This is a genomic window from Burkholderia sp. Bp8991 (assembly GCF_003853795.1).
In the GTDB taxonomy this organism is placed as follows: domain Bacteria; phylum Pseudomonadota; class Gammaproteobacteria; order Burkholderiales; family Burkholderiaceae; genus Burkholderia.
The window spans coordinates 67,386-82,495 of record NZ_QTQJ01000014.1 but is presented as its reverse complement, the minus strand read 5'-3'; the positions used below and the strand labels follow the sequence as shown (position 1 = coordinate 82,495).

15 protein-coding genes are annotated in these 15,110 nt (G+C 70.3%); 7 read left to right on the top strand and 8 right to left on the bottom strand.

Going from position 1 to position 15,110, the window contains the following annotated elements; translation table 11 throughout:
• Positions 1–14: 14 nt before the first annotated feature.
• Together DIE02_RS17800 and DIE02_RS17795 are read right to left on the bottom strand one after the other, a co-directional pair.
• Entirely contained in the window at positions 15–1,457 is a 1,443-nt protein-coding gene (locus DIE02_RS17800; RefSeq protein ID WP_124486679.1) for a coniferyl aldehyde dehydrogenase, read from the bottom strand.
• 39 nt (positions 1,458–1,496) lie between these two features.
• A complete protein-coding gene (locus DIE02_RS17795) occupies positions 1,497–1,961 on the bottom strand; it encodes a hypothetical protein (protein WP_124486678.1) in 465 nt (154 codons plus the stop codon).
• Positions 1,962–2,178: 217 nt separating this feature from the next.
• Here DIE02_RS17795 and DIE02_RS17785 point away from each other — a divergent pair, with 217 nt between their 5' ends.
• A complete protein-coding gene (locus DIE02_RS17785; RefSeq protein ID WP_124486677.1) occupies positions 2,179–3,819 on the top strand; it encodes a GMC family oxidoreductase in 1,641 nt (546 codons plus the stop codon).
• Between the two features lie 53 nt (positions 3,820–3,872).
• Here the strand turns inward: DIE02_RS17785 and DIE02_RS17780 are convergent, their stop codons facing one another.
• Genes DIE02_RS17780 through fliF form a run of 6 tightly spaced genes read right to left on the bottom strand, consistent with a single transcriptional unit; the run spans position 3,873 to position 10,701 of the window.
• Positions 3,873–5,246, bottom strand: a complete 1,374-nt coding sequence (locus DIE02_RS17780) for a flagellar hook-length control protein FliK (protein WP_124486676.1) — start codon at positions 5,244–5,246, stop codon at positions 3,873–3,875.
• Positions 5,247–5,277: 31 nt separating this feature from the next.
• A complete protein-coding gene (gene fliJ, locus DIE02_RS17775; RefSeq protein ID WP_044849246.1) occupies positions 5,278–5,736 on the bottom strand; it encodes a flagellar export protein FliJ in 459 nt (152 codons plus the stop codon).
• A gap of 5 nt (positions 5,737–5,741) precedes the next feature.
• A complete protein-coding gene (gene fliI, locus DIE02_RS17770; protein ID WP_124486675.1) occupies positions 5,742–7,283 on the bottom strand; it encodes a flagellar protein export ATPase FliI in 1,542 nt (513 codons plus the stop codon).
• Positions 7,277–7,960 (bottom strand): flagellar assembly protein FliH, encoded by a 684-nt coding sequence (gene fliH / locus DIE02_RS17765; protein WP_124486674.1) that lies wholly within the window; start codon positions 7,958–7,960, stop codon positions 7,277–7,279. The genes fliI and fliH overlap by 7 nt, the downstream gene beginning before the upstream one ends.
• Entirely contained in the window at positions 7,953–8,948 is a 996-nt protein-coding gene (gene fliG, locus DIE02_RS17760) for a flagellar motor switch protein FliG (RefSeq protein WP_124486673.1), read from the bottom strand. Before fliG ends, fliH begins: the two co-directional genes overlap by 8 nt.
• Positions 8,938–10,701, bottom strand: a complete 1,764-nt coding sequence (gene fliF, locus DIE02_RS17755; protein WP_044849242.1) for a flagellar basal-body MS-ring/collar protein FliF — start codon at positions 10,699–10,701, stop codon at positions 8,938–8,940. The genes fliG and fliF overlap by 11 nt, the downstream gene beginning before the upstream one ends.
• A 251-nt stretch (positions 10,702–10,952) precedes the next feature.
• On the opposite strand from fliF, the gene fliE reads away from it, so the two are divergent.
• From fliE to DIE02_RS17720, 6 genes are all read left to right on the top strand, one after another.
• Complete coding sequence (gene fliE, locus DIE02_RS17745; RefSeq protein ID WP_044849241.1) at positions 10,953–11,297, top strand: flagellar hook-basal body complex protein FliE; 345 nt, start codon at positions 10,953–10,955, stop codon at positions 11,295–11,297.
• A 196-nt stretch (positions 11,298–11,493) separates the two neighbouring features.
• Positions 11,494–11,928, top strand: a complete 435-nt coding sequence (fliS, locus tag DIE02_RS17740) for a flagellar export chaperone FliS (RefSeq protein WP_044849240.1) — start codon at positions 11,494–11,496, stop codon at positions 11,926–11,928.
• Entirely contained in the window at positions 11,925–12,257 is a 333-nt protein-coding gene (locus DIE02_RS17735; RefSeq protein ID WP_044849239.1) for a flagellar protein FliT, read from the top strand. The genes fliS and DIE02_RS17735 overlap by 4 nt, the downstream gene beginning before the upstream one ends.
• A 75-nt stretch (positions 12,258–12,332) precedes the next feature.
• Entirely contained in the window at positions 12,333–13,727 is a 1,395-nt protein-coding gene (locus DIE02_RS17730; RefSeq protein WP_124486672.1) for a flagellar hook-length control protein FliK, read from the top strand.
• Positions 13,724–14,044, top strand: a complete 321-nt coding sequence (locus DIE02_RS17725; RefSeq protein WP_124486671.1) for an EscU/YscU/HrcU family type III secretion system export apparatus switch protein — start codon at positions 13,724–13,726, stop codon at positions 14,042–14,044. Before DIE02_RS17730 ends, DIE02_RS17725 begins: the two co-directional genes overlap by 4 nt.
• A gap of 312 nt (positions 14,045–14,356) precedes the next feature.
• Positions 14,357–15,091: a PepSY-associated TM helix domain-containing protein gene (locus tag DIE02_RS17720; RefSeq protein ID WP_124486670.1), complete on the top strand. Its 735-nt coding sequence runs from the start codon at positions 14,357–14,359 to the stop codon at positions 15,089–15,091.
• Positions 15,092–15,110 lie beyond the last annotated feature (19 nt).

Sequence of the window (15,110 nt, the reverse complement as noted above, 5' to 3'; positions counted from 1 at the left end):
GCGGCCCGCATCGCTCAGAACTTCAGCATCATCCTGATGACCGCGGCGAAGCGCTTGCCGTAAGGCGGTGCGATCAGCCCACGGGTATTCAGGCGCGCCTGCGTGAGCACGGGCTTCATCTTCGAGAACGTCACGAAGCCGTCGTAGCCGTGATACGCGCCCATCCCGCTCGCGCCGACGCCGCCGAACGGCAGGCTGCCGCACGCAATGTGCAGCAGTGCGTCGTTCACCGTCACGCCCCCCGAGATCGTTTCGCGCATCACGCGCTCGACCGTGCCGCCATCCTCGTCGAACAGGTACAGCGCGAGCGGCCGCGGCCGCGCGTTCACGTACGCGATCGCCTCGTCGAGCCGCTCGTACGGCACGAGCGGCAGCAACGGCCCGAAGATTTCCTCCTGCATCAGTTGCGATGCGGCCGGCACGTGCGTGACCGCGCACGGCACGAAGCGGCGTGACGCGGGATCGGACTGCGCGTCCGACAGCGGATGCAATTGCGCGCCTGCCGCCTGCGCGTCGGTCGCTAGCTGCTGCAGCCGGGCGTAATGGCGCGGCGACACGATCGTCGTGTAGTCGCCGTTGGTTGACAGGTCCGGATACAGCTTCGCGAAGCGCGCCCGTGCCCGCTCGATGAACGCGGCTTCCATTCCGCGCGGCAGCAGCACGTAGTCGGGCGCGATGCAGGTCTGGCCCGCGTTCAGCGTCTTGCCGCCGATGATCGCGTCGACGGCTGCATCGAAGCGCGCATTCGGACCGACGATCGCCGGCGACTTGCCGCCGAGTTCGAGCGTGACGGGTGTGAGGTTGTCGGCCGCGGCGCGCATCACATGGCGGCCGACGTGCGTCGACCCGGTGAACAGCAGGTGATCGAACGGCAGCGCGCTGAATGCGGCGCCGATCTCCGCATCGCCGTTCACGACCGCGACGTGGTCGCGCGAGAAGGTCTTCCCGATCAGTTGCGCGAACAGCGCCGACGTGCGCGGCGTCAGTTCGGACATCTTGATGATCGCGCGGTTGCCGGCCGCGAGCGCGCAGATCAGCGGCCCGGCCGCGAGCAGGAGCGGATAGTTCCACGGCACGACGATGCCGACCACGCCGAGCGGCTGCGGCAGCACCTTCGCGCGCGCCGGCCGCAGCCACTTGTTCATCGGCTTGCGGATGGGCTTCATCCAGCGCTTGCCGTGCTTGAGCGCATCGTCGATCTCTTCCTTCGCCATCCAGATTTCCGACAGCAGTACTTCCTGCTTCGCGCGATGCCCGAAGTCGGCGCTGATCGCATCGGCGAGCGCATCCGCGTGATCGAGCAGCATCGTGCGCAGCGCGCGCAGGTGCTGCGCGCGGGTGTCCCACTCCGGATACGGCGCGCGCAGGTAGGCCGCGCGCTGGTCGCGCAGCAGCGACGTCAGCGCATCGACCGACGGCGCCGTTTGCGGGGCCAGTTCGGGCAGGTCGTTCTTCATGTCGTCTACTCCAGTTGGGCGTGGCACGTCGGCCAGCAGTCAGGCCGCACGTACCCGCTCGGCGAGCGTGGTGGGGCGGGTCGGGATGGCGCGCGTCGCGCGGCACGGGGCCGGATGCAATGCACGGTCGAAAACAGGGTGCAACGTGCGGCAAGCGTCGTATCCGCGCGACGGTATTCGTGTTCGAAAACGGGATTGCTCGGGGTGCGCGTGCGGCTCGCTGCGACTTCCGAATGGTGCGCGATCGCGAATTGCCGATGCTTGCCGGCGCACCGAAGCGGCATGACGCGATGCGCGCGACGATGCATGAATCGGCAGGTCGAGCCGCGCATGCGACGCGCCGTTCAAACGGTCGGCGATACGCGGCGTCGTTCGATTTCGACCGGCCGCGCGCACGGTGTTGCACGTCACCGCCAAGGCATCCGTTTGAAATGAAATGCGGGCCGCGCGCGGTGCGTCCGGACAACCCGGTCGGCACGCGGCCTGCAGAACGTCGCGCTGCATCGTCGTCTCCCCAGTTTCGCGACGGCGCGGCTTCTGGCGGCCGCTGCATCGCGTCGAATTCATCGATACATCTTAAATTTAGTTCACGCGGGCGTTTAGAGGAATCGCTCTTGAATCGGCGTGCCGCGCGCGCGACGGCCATTCCTACAATGCCCGAACATTACAAGCGGGAGCCGGGCCGCGCCGGGCGCCGTTCATGACACGAAGGAGACGTGACATGCAATACGACTACATCATCGTCGGCGGAGGATCGGGCGGGTCGAGCCTCGCGAGCCGCCTCGCCGATGCATGCCCCGACGCGACGATCGCGTTGATCGAGGCCGGTTCGCACACGGCCCGCAACCTGCTCGTCAACATGCCGGTGGGGATCGCGGCGCTCGTGCCGTTCAAGCTCGGCACGAACTACGGTTACGAAACGGTGCCGCAGCCGGGCCTCGGCGGCCGCCGCGGCTACCAGCCGCGCGGACGCGGGATGGGCGGCTCGAGCGCGATCAACGCGATGATCTACACGCGCGGCCATCCGGGCGACTACGACGAGTGGGCACAACTCGGTGCGACGGGCTGGGGCTGGCAGGACGTGCTGCCGTATTTCCGCCGCGCGGAAGGCAACGCGCGCGGCGCCGACGCCTGGCACGGCGCGGACGGGCCGCTGACGGTGTCCGATCTGCGCTTTCGCAATCCGTTCTCCGAACGATTCATCCAGGCCGCGCACGCGGCCGGTTATCCGCTCAACGACGACTTCAACGGCGCGACGCAGGAAGGCGTCGGCTTCTATCAGGTCACGCATCGCGACGGCTCGCGCTGCAGCGTTGCACGTGCGTACATCTACGACCGTGACCGGCCGAACCTGCATGTGATCACCGATGCGACGGTGCTGCGCGTGGGCTTCGACGGCAGGCGCGCGGTCGGTGTGGTGGTGTCGCGCGACGGACGCGTCGAGACGCTCGGCGCGCGCGCGGAAGTGATCCTGTCGGCCGGCGCGTTCAATTCGCCGCAATTGCTGATGTGCTCGGGGATCGGGCCGGCGGAACAACTGCGCCGGCACGGGATCGCGGTCGTGCAGGACGCGCCGGATGTCGGCACCAACCTGATCGACCATATCGACTTCATCATCAACACGCGCGTGAATTCGTCGGAGCTGGTCGGCATCTGCCTGCGCGGGATCGCGAAGATGGCGCCGGCGCTCGCGCGCTATTTCTCGAGCCGCACGGGGATGATGACGAGCAACGTCGCGGAGGCCGGCGGCTTCATCAAGAGCGATCCGTCGCTCGATCGTCCGGACCTGCAGCTGCATTTCTGCACGGCGCTCGTCGACGATCACAACCGCAAGATGCACTGGGGCTTCGGTTATTCGCTGCACGTGTGCGCGTTGCGCCCGTTCAGCCGCGGCACGGTCGCGCTCGCGAGCGGCGATGCGCGCGACGCGCCGCTGATCGATCCGCGTTTCTTCAGCGATACGCGCGATCTCGACCTGCTCGTGCGCGGTGCGCAGGCGATGCGCCGGATCCTGTCGCAGGCGCCGCTCGCGTCGCAGGGCGGGCGCGAGCTGTACACGCGCGCGGGCCAGAGCGAAGCCGAGCTGCGCGCGACGATCGTCGCGCACGCCGACACGATCTATCACCCGGTCGGAACCTGCCGGATGGGCTCGGATGCGCGCGCGGTCGTGGATCCGCAACTGCGCGTTCGGGGTGTCGAAAGGCTGCGGGTGGTGGATGCGTCGGTGATGCCGACGCTGATCGGCGGGAACACGAATGCGCCGTCGGTGATGATCGGCGAACGCGCGGCGGACTTCATCGTCGCGGCGCGCCGGGGCAGCGTGCCGCGCGGCGAGGCGGCCGCGGCCGCGCACGGCCGCTGAGCGGCACATACTCGCACGTACCGGCACATACCGGCACGCGAGCGACGCGATGCTCAGGCGAACGTATCGACGAGGCCCGCGCGGCTCACGGTGGCGGCGGCCGATGCGGATTGCGCGGCGTCGAGCGGTGCGTCGACGGCTGACGATCCGGCGCGCGCGCGCGGCGACGACCGGCCGCCGGCGAAGCTTTGCTGCGGGTTCTGCTGCTGAGACGCGAAGCCGCCGTCGCTGACGGTCGCGCTGCCCAGGCCGAGCCCGCCCGCTTCCATCGCCTCGCGCAGCTTCGGCAGCGCGGCTTCCACCGCGTCACGCACCTGCGCGTGCTGCGATACGAACAGTGCATGCGCGTGGTTGTCCGCGACGCGCAGCACGACCTGCAGCGGGCCGAGGTCCGGCGGGTTCAGCGTCAGCTCGGCGCTCTGCTGGTGCGCATTCGACAGGAACACGACCTTCTGGCTCAGCGCATCCGTCCAGTCGGCGGTGCCGACGTGCGGGGCCAGCACGTGCGGGTTGGCCGCGGCGATCGTGCTTGCGGCGGGCGATGCCTGGAGGTTCGCCTGGGCGGCTGCCGCAGCCGTGGCGGCGGCAGCGACCGTTGCGTCGGCGGCCGGGCTGGCGCTTTCTTCGGCGGCCGCGAATGCATGTTGCGCGGCGGGTTGTGCCGTTGCGCCGGCCTGTAGCGCCGGTGCGGCGGCCTGCGTGGCGGGCTGCTGTGTCGCGGGCGCGCCTTTGGCGTCGGCGAGCGCGCGGTCGAACGTCGGGACCTTCGGCGTCAGCGGGGCGGCGGCCGAGGCCGACGTCGTCGCTGCCGGTGCGGGCGCTGCGGCCGCCGCCGCGCCCGCCGCCGCGCCCGTCGCGGGCATCGCGATCGCGCCCGCGCCGCCGGTCAGCTTCGCCAGCGCGGCCTGCAGCGCGTCGCGACCCGGCGCGGGGGCAGCCGGCTCGGCGGCCGCATCCTTGCCGGCATGATTCGTCAGCGCGGCCGTGGCGTCGGGCTGGCCGGACACGGCCGTCGTCTGCGCGGCAGTGGCGGTGCTGTCGGCATCGGCCGGCGCCGCGTCGTTCGTGCGAGCCAGCAGCTGCGCCTGCACGGCGGCGGCCGCTGCGAGCGCGGCGGCGTCGGGATTGGGCGTCGCGTTCGCGTCGTCGGTCGGCTTGTCGTCGCCCGTGCCGGACGGCTTCGTGCCGGCGGCTGGCGTCGCCGACACCTGTTTCGTCGTGGCGTCCGGCATGCCGGCATTCGTCGCGTCGTGCCGCGTGTCGACGCTTTGCTTCAGCGTCTGCGCGAACGGTACGGCGGCCGGGCTGGCGGCGGCATCGTTGCCGGCGGTCTTGCCGGCGGCGGCCGACGAACCCGCGTCGCGGACGGCCTTGAGTGCGGTGCCGGCGGTGTCGAGCAGCGCGCCGAGCAGGGGCAGGGGAGGCATGACGATTCTCTCGTTCGAAAGCGGTGAGCGGCTATGCCGAGCGGGCGGCGTCGGCCCGCATGCGCAGGATCTTCGCGGCGTGTTCGTCGGCGTCGCGCTGTTCGCGCTTCGCGGTACGCTGCGCTTCCTGCGCGACGCCGCGCGCCTGCAGGATTTCGTATGAGCCGACGGTGCGTTTCTTCTGTTGCCAGTTCGGGCGCGCCTCGTCGATGCGGCGTTCAGCTGCGGCCAGCACGTTGCGCTGCTGCGCGATCGCAGCGTCGAGCGTGTCGATGAACGCCTGGAAATTGCGCCAGTTGCCGGCCGGCATCCCGCTCTGCGCGGACTGCGCGAAGCGTGCGTGGTATTCGTCGCGATAGCGCAGCAGCGCATCGAGCTGCTCGGCGGCAGCGGTGCGGTCGCGCTGCGCGGTGCCGAGCTGCTTCGCGGCCGTATCGAGATCTTCCTGCGCGCGGTCGAGCAGCAGTTGAAGGGGAAAGCCGTGTGCCATCGGGATCAGCCTCCGTGTACGTCGAACAGCGCATCGAGCGCGGCGAGGCTCGATTCGAACGGTGCGCATTCGCGAAAGCCCTGCTGCAGGAACGATTCGATGCGCGGGTAGAGCGCGATCGCGCGGTCGAGCTGCGCGTCGCGGCCGGGCGCATAGGCGCCGACCGCGATCAGGTCGCGATTGCGCTGGTAGCGCGACAGCATCTGCTTGAACTGCCGAACGCGGTCGAGATGCGGTTCGTCGATCAGCGCGGTCATCGCGCGGCTGATCGACGCCTCGATGTCGATCGCCGGATAGTGGCCGGCCTCGGCGAGCGCGCGCGACAGCACGACGTGGCCATCGAGGATCGCGCGCGCCGAGTCGGCGATCGGGTCCTGCTGGTCGTCGCCTTCGGTCAGCACCGTGTAGAACGCGGTGATCGAGCCGCCGCCTTCGGGCCCGTTGCCGGTGCGCTCGACGAGCGCGGGCAGCTTCGCGAACACCGACGGCGGATAACCCTTGGTCGCGGGCGGCTCGCCGATCGCGAGCGCGATCTCGCGCTGCGCCATCGCGTAGCGCGTCAGCGAATCCATCAGCAGCAGCACGTGCTTGCCCTGGTCGCGGAAATACTCGGCGAGCGACGTCGCGTAGGCGGCGCCCTGCATCCGCAGCAGCGGCGACACGTCGGCCGGCGCCGCGACGACGACCGAGCGCGCGAGCCCGTCCTCGCCGAGGATCTGTTCGATGAATTCCTTCACTTCGCGGCCGCGTTCACCGATCAGCCCGATCACGATCACTTCCGCGCTGGTGTAGCGCGCCATCGTGCCGAGCAGCACCGACTTGCCGACGCCGGAGCCGGCGAACAGGCCCATCCGCTGCCCGCGGCCGACGGTGAGCAGGCCGTTGATCGCGCGCACGCCGACGTCGAGTACGTGGTGGATCGGCTCGCGATCGAGCGGGTTGATCGACGGCGCCGACAGCGGCGCATCGACCTTCGACCCGAGCGGGCCGAGGCCGTCGAGCGGGCGGCCCGACGCGTCGACGACGCGCCCGAGCATTTCCCAGCCGACCGGCAGCCGCTTGGCGCCCGCGAGCGGATCGGCGACGGGCGCGGCCTCCAGCGGCCATACGCGCGCGCCGGGCAGGACGCCGGCGACGTCGGTGGTCGGCATCAGGAACAGGCGATCGCCGGAGAACCCGACGACTTCCGCTTCCGCGTGCGGCAGCGTGCTGCCGGGCGGCAATTCGATCGTGCATTCGGCGCCGACCGACAGGCGCAGCCCGATCGCCTCGAGCACGAGGCCCGCGGCGCGCGTGAGGCGCCCGCACGGCCGCAGCGGCAGCGCGCGGTGGCTGCGTGTCGCGAGCCCGTTCAGGTGCGTGCGCCAGTGCGCGAGATGCGGATTGTGCGGCGCGCGCGGCGTGTCGCAGGCGGCATCCGTCGCGTGTGCCGGCGCGTCGTGCGCGGTGTCGTGCGGACCGTCGGGGCCGAACGACGCGAGCGCGAGTTCGCGCTCGAGCGGCGTCATTCCGTCGTGCAGGATCGATTCGGGCGTGGGCGTCACCATGCGCTCACCTTGCCGATCGCGGCGGCGACGCGCTGCCAGCGGGTGGGCAGCGTCGCGTCGACCTCGCCCGTCGCGGCGTGCGCGCGGCAGCCGCCGCGCTCGATCGACGCGTCGGTGCGCACGTTCCAGCCGAGCGTATCGAGTTCGTCCTGCAGATAGGCTTCGACGACGGGCAGGTCGGCTGGATTCACCGCGAGATGCGGCGCGCCGGACAGCGCCGGTTCGGCGGCGAGCACGTCGCGCACCGCCGCGACGAGCGCGGCCGGATCGTGCTTCACGTGCTGGCGCACGACCTGCTGCGCGATGTCGAGCGCGAGCTGCGCGAGGTCGGACGCGAGATCGTGCTCGATGCTCGATACGGCTTCGCGGAACGACGCGGCGAGCGCCGCGAGCTGCGCGGCCTGTTTGCGGGCTTCGGCCTGGCCGGCTTCGAAACCCTGCTCGCGGCCCTGGTCGAAACCGGCCTGATAACCCAGCGCCTGGCCTTCGACGTGACCGGCCGCATGGCCTTCGGCATGCGCGGCGTCGCGCACGCGCTGCAGGTCCGCGGCGAGCGCGGCGGCGGCCGCTGCGGCAGCGTCGGGCGGCGGCGGGGGCGGCGGCGGATCGAACGACGCCATCTCCCACCGCTGGTACGCGGTGAGGGTGCCGGCGGGCTCGCGCGCGGAATCAGACATACGCGTCTTCCGCCTTGCCGCCGATCACGACCTGGCCGCTTTCGGCGAGATTGCGGACGATTTGCAGGATGCGGCGCTGCTGCGTCTCGACTTCGGACACGCGCACCGGGCCGCGCGCGTCGAGATCCTCGGCGAGCAGTTCGGCCGCGCGTTGCGACATGTTCGCGAGGAACTTCTGGCGCAGCGCGGGCGGCGCGCCCTTCAGCGCGATGATCAGCGTTTCCGACTCGACTTCCTTCAGCACCATCTGGATCGCGCGATCCTCGAGGTCGAGCAGGTTCTCGAACACGAACATCTGGTCGATGATCTTCTGCGCGAGCTCCGCGTCGTACTGGCGCACGCTTTCGAGCACGCCTTCCTCATGATTGCTCGTCATGAAGTTCAGGATCTCGGCCGCGGTGCGGATGCCGCCCATCGGGCTGCGCTTCAGGTTGTCGCTGCCGGACAGCAGGCCGGTCAGCACGTCGTCGAGCTCGCGCAGCGCGGCCGGCTGGATGCCGTCGAGCGTCGCGATCCGCAGCAGCACGTCGTTGCGCAGCCGCTCGGTGAAGCACGATGCGATCTCGGACGCCTGGTCGCGGTCGAGGTGCACGAGGATGGTCGCGATGATCTGCGGATGCTCGTTCTTGATCAGTTCGGCCACCGCGCCCGAGTCCATCCACTTCAGGCCCTCGATGCCGCTCGTGTCGCTGCCCTGCAGGATCCGGTCGATCAGCACGCCGGCCTTGTCCTCGCCGAGCGCCTTGGTCAGCACCGAGCGGATGTAATCGCTCGAATCGAGCGACAGCGCGGTGTGCTGCTCGGCTTCCCTCGCGAACTCCTGCAGCACGTCCTCGACCTGCTCGCGCGTGACGTTCTTCAGCGCGGCCATCGCGGCGCCGATCTTCTGCACCTCGCGCGGCGCGAGGAACTTGAATACTTCAGCGGCCTCTTCCTCGCCGATCGACATCAGCAGCAGCGCGCTCTTGGTCAGGCCTTCAGCGTTCATCGGACACCCAGTTCTTCACGACGGTGGCGACGATCTTCGGATCCTGGCGGGCGATCGTGCGCGCGTAGTCGAGGTTGCGTTCGTAGCGGTTCTTTTCGTTCTCGAAGCCGAGCAGCAGCGCATCGGGCTCGTCGGCCTTGTCCGGGGCGGGCAGGCCGTCGAGCACGACCGCATCCTCCGGCGCCGCGAGCGCCGGCGCGGCCGGCTCGGGCGGCGGGAACGCGCGGCGCATCGCCGGGCGCACGAACATGAAATAGAGCGCCGCCGCGGCCGCCGCGATGCCGAGCCACTTCGCGGCTTCCTTCGCCATCGCGATCATGTCCGGCTGGCGCCACCACGGCAGGTCGGCGTACGGATCGCTCGCGGTCGAGAACGCGCTGTTCACGACGTTCACCGAGTCGCCGCGCTTCTCGTCGTAGCCCATCGCGTCCTTCACGAGCTGCTCGATCTGCGCGAGCTTCGCGGGTGGCAGCGGCTGCATCGTCACGTGGCCCTTCGCGTCGGCCACCGGCTGGTAATTGACGACGACGGCGACCGACAGCCGCTTCACGTTGCCCATCGGCTGCTCGACGTGGCGGATCGTCTTGTCGAGTTCGTAGTTGGTCGTCTGGTCCTTGCGGTCGCTGACGGGCGTCGACTGCGGCCCGCTCTGGCCGTTGCCGGCGACGATCGGCGCGGAGGCCGGCTGCGGCGGCGTGTTCGACAGCGCGCCCGGCACGCCCGAGGCGCCGCCCTGCGCGAGTTCGGTGGCCGTGCTGGTCTGCTGGCTGCGGATCGCGGTCTGCTGCGGCGAGGCGTTCGGGCCGTAGCTTTCCGAGGTCTGCTCGAGCCTGGAGAAATCGACGTCCGCGCTGACCTGCGAGCGCGCGTTGCCGGCGCCGAAGATCGGCGCGAGGATCGCGTCGATGCGCTTCTGCGTGTTGCGCTCGACCTGCTGCACGTACTTGAGCTGGCTCGCGTCGAGGCCGGAGGCCGACGCCGTCTGGGTCAGCAGGTTGCCGTCCTGGTCGACGATCGTCACGTTCTTGGCCGGCATGTCGGGCACGCCGGACGACACCATCCGCGTGATCGCCTGGACCTGGCCCTCGTCGAGCACGCGGCCCGGGTAGAGGTCGACGAACACCGACGCGCTCGGCGCTTCCTTGTCGCGCACGAACACCGACGGCTTCGGGATCGCGAGATGCACGCGCGCCGTTTTCACCGCGTTGATCGACTCGATCGTGCGCTGCAGCTCGCCTTCGAGCGCGCGCTGGTAGTTCACCTGCTCCGCGAACTGGCTGATGCCGAATTTCTGGTTGTCCATCAGCTCGAAGCCGACCGAGCCGCCCTTGGGCAGGCCCATCGCGGCGAGCTTCAGGCGCGTTTCGTGCACCTGGTTCGACGGCACCAGGATCGCGCCGCCCGCGTCGGCGAACTTGTAGGGAACGTTTGCCTGCTGGAGCGCGGTGATGATCGCGCCGCCGTCGCGGTCCGACAGGTTGCTGTACAGCACGCGATAGTCGGGCGCGCGGCTCCACAGCACGAGCGCGGTGATCGCGGCGACGGCGAACGCGACCGCGATCACGAACGGCAGTTTCGGGTTGCCCTTCATCCGCGAGATGCCGGGGATGCGTTCCGCGAAGCCGCCGAACCCGAAGTCCGCGCCGGCGCCGCCTGCTCCCGGCAACGCGGCGGCCGCGGTGGCGCCTGGCACCGGGCTGGCGAGGCCCGTGCGGGCGTCGGGGTTGATCAGCGAGTTGGCCTGCGAATCCATGCGTGGAGTTTCTCCGGAGCGGGACGACTGAGCCGCTCGGACGAGCGGACGGACAATGACACGATGCGATTATCGGGACCCGGGCGCGACTCCGATCGACCGAAAAGAGCGGGGTTTCCCCCGTACTTTCGCGGCTTTGGCGCGCGCCGCGCTGCTATCCTTTTTCGCGATCCGGCATGGTGCGCGTCGTACGGCGCCGTCGGAAACGCCCGGTGTGCCCGGGTCTCATCTCTTACAGGTCTGGGGACAACATGGCTGCCAACGTCAGCGGAATCGGTTCGGTGTTGCAACAGATGCAGGCGATGGCCGCGCAGGCGAGCGGCGGCGTCGGGAGCCCGGCGGCAGCGCTCGCCGGCTCGGGCGCCGCGACGGCCGGCACGTTCGCGAGCGCGATGAAGGCGTCGCTCGACAAGATCAGCGGCGACCAGCAGCACGCGCTCGGCGAGGCGCACGCGTTCGAGGTCGGCGCGGCGAACGTGTCGCTGAACGACGTGATGGTCGACATGCAGAAGGCCAACATCGGTTTCCAGTTCGGGCTCCAGGTCCGCAACAAGCTCGTGAGCGCGTACAACGACATCATGCAGATGTCGGTCTGACCCGCCGGCAACCGGCGACGGGCATCCGGCGACGGGCTTCCCGGGGCAGCCGCCCAGGGGAGCAGCCTGCCTGCCGCGCCGGCGGCCCGCGCACCTAAAGCTTTCCAATTCCGTTCCGATAACTCTGGAACGAGGCCGCGTCGTGCATCGCAAGGCGGCGGCCACCGCATAGCCAACGCATCACAAGGAGAAGCGCATGTTTTCCCCAGGACACGCTGGAGCCAGTGCGTACGCGCGTGTCGGCGTCGAGACGGGGGTGATGGGCGCCTCCCCGCACCGGCTGATCGCGATGCTGTATCAGGGCGCGCGGCAGGCCATCGCGCTCGCGCGCATGCATTTGCAGCAGGGCAACGTGTCCGCACGCGGCGAAGCGATCGGCAAGGCGATCGGGATCGTCGAGAACGGCCTGCAGGTGTCGCTGAATCGCGACGCGGGCGGCCAGATCGCCGAGCGCCTCGACGCGCTGTACACCTATATCGGCCGGCGCCTGCTGGAAGCCAACATGCACGCGAGCGACGCGATGCTGGTCGAGGTCGACGGGCTGCTCGCGACGCTCGAGGAAGCATGGACGGGCATCGCTCCGGAAGTCGCGCGCATGGCCGCGCAACAGGCGGCGGGCGCGGCGCGATGAATCTCAAGGCCGAATACTTCGCTCGCTACGAGGCGCTCGCGGCCGTGTCGGGCCGCATGCTGTGCGCGGCGCGCGGCGCGGACTGGCGCGCGCTGCCGGAGTTGCAGGCCGAATTCCTGAGGCTCGTCGACGGGTTGAAGGCGGCCGCTCCGGGTGTCGCGCTCGACGAAGCGGACCTCGGCCGCAAGCTCGCGCTGATCCGCCGCATCCTCGCCGACGACGCCGCGATCCGCGATCTCGCGAGCCCGGAAGTCGCGCGGTTGTCCGCGCTGTTCGAGGCGCGGCGCTCGACCGAGGTATTGACCGATCTCTACCGCGCTCGCGGATAGTGCCCGTTTGCCGGGGCGGCGGTAGCCGCGTGCCCGGCATCGCAACGATGTGGCTGAGGTGAGCAGGCTTCGATCATGACCGGTATCGACTCCGTTGCGGCCGCCCTGCTGGCGAGCCGCCTCGACAGCCTGCTGGCCGGTACCGTGACGGCGCCCGCCGGCGGCGGCGCGACCGCGCAAGTCGGCACGCCGGGTGCCGGCGCGTCGTCGCCGCCCGCGACGGGGGCCACGCCGGCCGCGCCGCCGGCGTCCGCGCAGACGGCGTTATCCGATGTCGCGCTCGTGCTCGATGCGATCTCGCGCTCTGGCGGTGTCGCGACGCCCGTGATCGCCGGGCGCACGCCGCTGCTGGCCGACCCTTCCGTGCTGCTGGGCGTCGCGGCGACCGCGCCGCCGGTCGGGCAGAGCGCCTCCGATCCGGCCGCTTCGGCCGCCGCTTCTTCCACTGCTTCCTACACCGCTTCTTCCAGCACTTCTTCAACCGCGTCGCCCGCGTCCGACGTCGCGGCCACGCGCGCTGCGGCTGCCGCACCACCCGTCGCGGCGCTGCGCGCGGCGCTCGCGCAGGCCGTGAGCGAAAGCGGCCTCTTCTACGAATCCCATCTCGCGCAGTGGCTGGCCGGCCAGCGCCCGCTCGCCGCGCTGATGCGCGAACCGCAGGCGCGCCTCACGACCGTGCCGGTGCAGCCCGCCCCGGATGCCGCGCAGCACGATGCGCCCGATGTGCTCGACGAACTGCTCGCGCCGCGTCTGCCGTTGCCGGCGGCCGCGCCGCGATTCGCCATGCAACCGGGCGCGCCCGCGCCGGGCGGTGCAGTGCCGCACGAGCCTGTGCAGAACGCCCAGCTGGTCGCCCGGCCGGGTACCGCGTCGGGCACGGCCGCGCTGACCGACCCGCTCGGCGACCATCCCGACCCGCGCTGGACGCCGGCGCGCGCCGAACTGGCCACCGCGTCGGCCGATCCGCAGGCGCAGGCATCGGCTCCCGTGCATCCGGCCGCCGTGCCGATCGTCCGGCAGCAGCTCGACGCACTCGCGACGGACCAGTTTCGCTGGGCCGGCGAGGCATGGCCCGGTGCGCGGCTCGACTGGACGATCGAGCCCGACGAGCCGGGCGGCCGCGCGTCGCGCGGCGGCGACGACACGGGGGACGGGATCGCCTGGCGCACCCGGCTGACGCTCACGTTGCCGTCGCTCGGCACGGTCGACGCGGAGCTGGTGTTGAACGGCAAGCAGCTCGTCGCGCGGCTGCGCGCGAATTCGGCCGGTGCCGACCGGCTCACGCGAAACGAGGCGGCGTTGCGGCAACGGTTCGAGGGATCGGGCCTGCAGCTCGGCGGACTGTCGATCCGCGCGGTCGGCGACGAGCCGGACGGCTTCGATCCGCTCGTCGCACAGGCCGCCGCTGCCGCGTATGCGCGCAGTGCGGCTGGCGGCGTGCCGGGCGCCGACGACGAGGTGCCGCGATGAGCATGACGTTGCGCAAGCGCGCGGCCGCGCTCGTCTACGATCCGAAAGGCGGCGATGCCGCGCCGCGCGTGGTCGCGAAGGGGTATGGCCTGCTCGCCGAGATGATCGTCGCGCGTGCCCGTGATGCGGGGCTGTACGTGCACACCGCGCCGGAGATGGTGTCGCTGCTGATGCAGGTCGACCTCGACGACCGGATTCCGCCGCAGCTTTACCAGGCCGTCGCGGATCTGCTCGCGTGGCTGTATGCGCTCGATCGCACCGAGCCCGAACCGGGTGACGCCGCGCCGCGCTTTCCGTTGCCGCCGCTGCGCCGCTGAGCGGTTGAGCTGCTGAGCCACTGAGTCGCTGAGCCCACGCCCACGCCCACGCCCGCCCGGGTTTTCTTGCGAAATGCTATCCGGGTCTTTCGCGATCATTTCGTCGGCATTTTTCGTCTATTGACCGGAATCTGCGCGCGATCAGTGTGCTTTTTCGGTTATCTCTGGACTTTCTCGCCCGCTCCATCGTGCGCCGGCGGATTGAGCGGCCGCGTCATTTATGTAATGATATCCATTCTCATTTTCATGCTGTCCGGGCGGCGCACGTTTTCCGTGCGCCGCCCGTTGCTTTGAACGAATGGATACTCTCGCGTGAACGCGCCCGAAACGATCGCCCCGCCGCAGGCGGGCAGGCCCCCCGCGGGCGTTACCGTGCTGCATCCGGCCGCACGGCCCCTGAGCGACGCTGAACTGGCGGCGCGCCGCCAGCGCTCGCGCCGCGCGACCTTCATCAAATGGCTGCGCAAGGTGCATGGCTGGGTCGGACTGTGGGGCGCGGTGCTCGGATTGCTGTTCGGCGTGACGGGCGTATTGTTGAACCACCGTGCGCCGCCGCTGAAGATCCCGACCGGGGAACCGCAGGTCGAGCAGATGCAGATCGCGTTGCCGGACCCGATGCCGAAGTCGCCCGCCGCGATGACGAAGTGGCTCCAGCAGGAACTGCACTTCGACGGCCGGCCGGGCCGCGTGCGCAAGGAGCCTGCGCAGCCGGTCGCCTGGGGCGACAAGCGCGTGATGCAGCCCGAGCACTGGCAGATGGGCTTGTTCGGTCCGCACCAGAACCTGCAGGCGGAATACTGGGTCGGCAACGGCTACGTGTCGGTGAAGCGCACCGGCAACACGTTCCTGACGACGCTGAACAACCTGCATCGCGGCGTCGGCATGAATCTCGGCTGGGTGCTGCTGATGGACACGATCGCGGGTTCGCTGATCCTGCTATCGCTGACGGGCGTGCTGCTGTGGACGGAGCTGAACAAGCGCCGCACGGTCGGCGTGGTGCTGGTGGCCGGCTCGGTCGCTGCGGCGCTCGCGGCGGGACTCGCCTGACGTCGGCATCGACGCGCGC

Coding starts and splice junctions, on each gene's coding strand:
- fliF (WP_044849242.1), bottom strand. CDS start 10,701: ATGGATTCGCAGGCCAACTCGCTGATCAACCCCGACGCCCGCACGGGC.
- DIE02_RS17725 (WP_124486671.1), top strand. CDS start 13,724: ATGAGCATGACGTTGCGCAAGCGCGCGGCCGCGCTCGTCTACGATCCG.
- DIE02_RS17800 (WP_124486679.1), bottom strand. CDS start 1,457: ATGAAGAACGACCTGCCCGAACTGGCCCCGCAAACGGCGCCGTCGGTC.
- DIE02_RS17785 (WP_124486677.1), top strand. CDS start 2,179: ATGCAATACGACTACATCATCGTCGGCGGAGGATCGGGCGGGTCGAGC.
- fliE (WP_044849241.1), top strand. CDS start 10,953: ATGGCTGCCAACGTCAGCGGAATCGGTTCGGTGTTGCAACAGATGCAG.
- DIE02_RS17735 (WP_044849239.1), top strand. CDS start 11,925: ATGAATCTCAAGGCCGAATACTTCGCTCGCTACGAGGCGCTCGCGGCC.
- fliJ (WP_044849246.1), bottom strand. CDS start 5,736: ATGGCACACGGCTTTCCCCTTCAACTGCTGCTCGACCGCGCGCAGGAA.
- DIE02_RS17730 (WP_124486672.1), top strand. CDS start 12,333: ATGACCGGTATCGACTCCGTTGCGGCCGCCCTGCTGGCGAGCCGCCTC.
- fliG (WP_124486673.1), bottom strand. CDS start 8,948: ATGAACGCTGAAGGCCTGACCAAGAGCGCGCTGCTGCTGATGTCGATC.
- DIE02_RS17780 (WP_124486676.1), bottom strand. CDS start 5,246: ATGCCTCCCCTGCCCCTGCTCGGCGCGCTGCTCGACACCGCCGGCACC.
- fliH (WP_124486674.1), bottom strand. CDS start 7,960: ATGTCTGATTCCGCGCGCGAGCCCGCCGGCACCCTCACCGCGTACCAG.
- fliS (WP_044849240.1), top strand. CDS start 11,494: ATGTTTTCCCCAGGACACGCTGGAGCCAGTGCGTACGCGCGTGTCGGC.
- DIE02_RS17795 (WP_124486678.1), bottom strand. CDS start 1,961: ATGCAGCGCGACGTTCTGCAGGCCGCGTGCCGACCGGGTTGTCCGGAC.
- fliI (WP_124486675.1), bottom strand. CDS start 7,283: ATGGTGACGCCCACGCCCGAATCGATCCTGCACGACGGAATGACGCCG.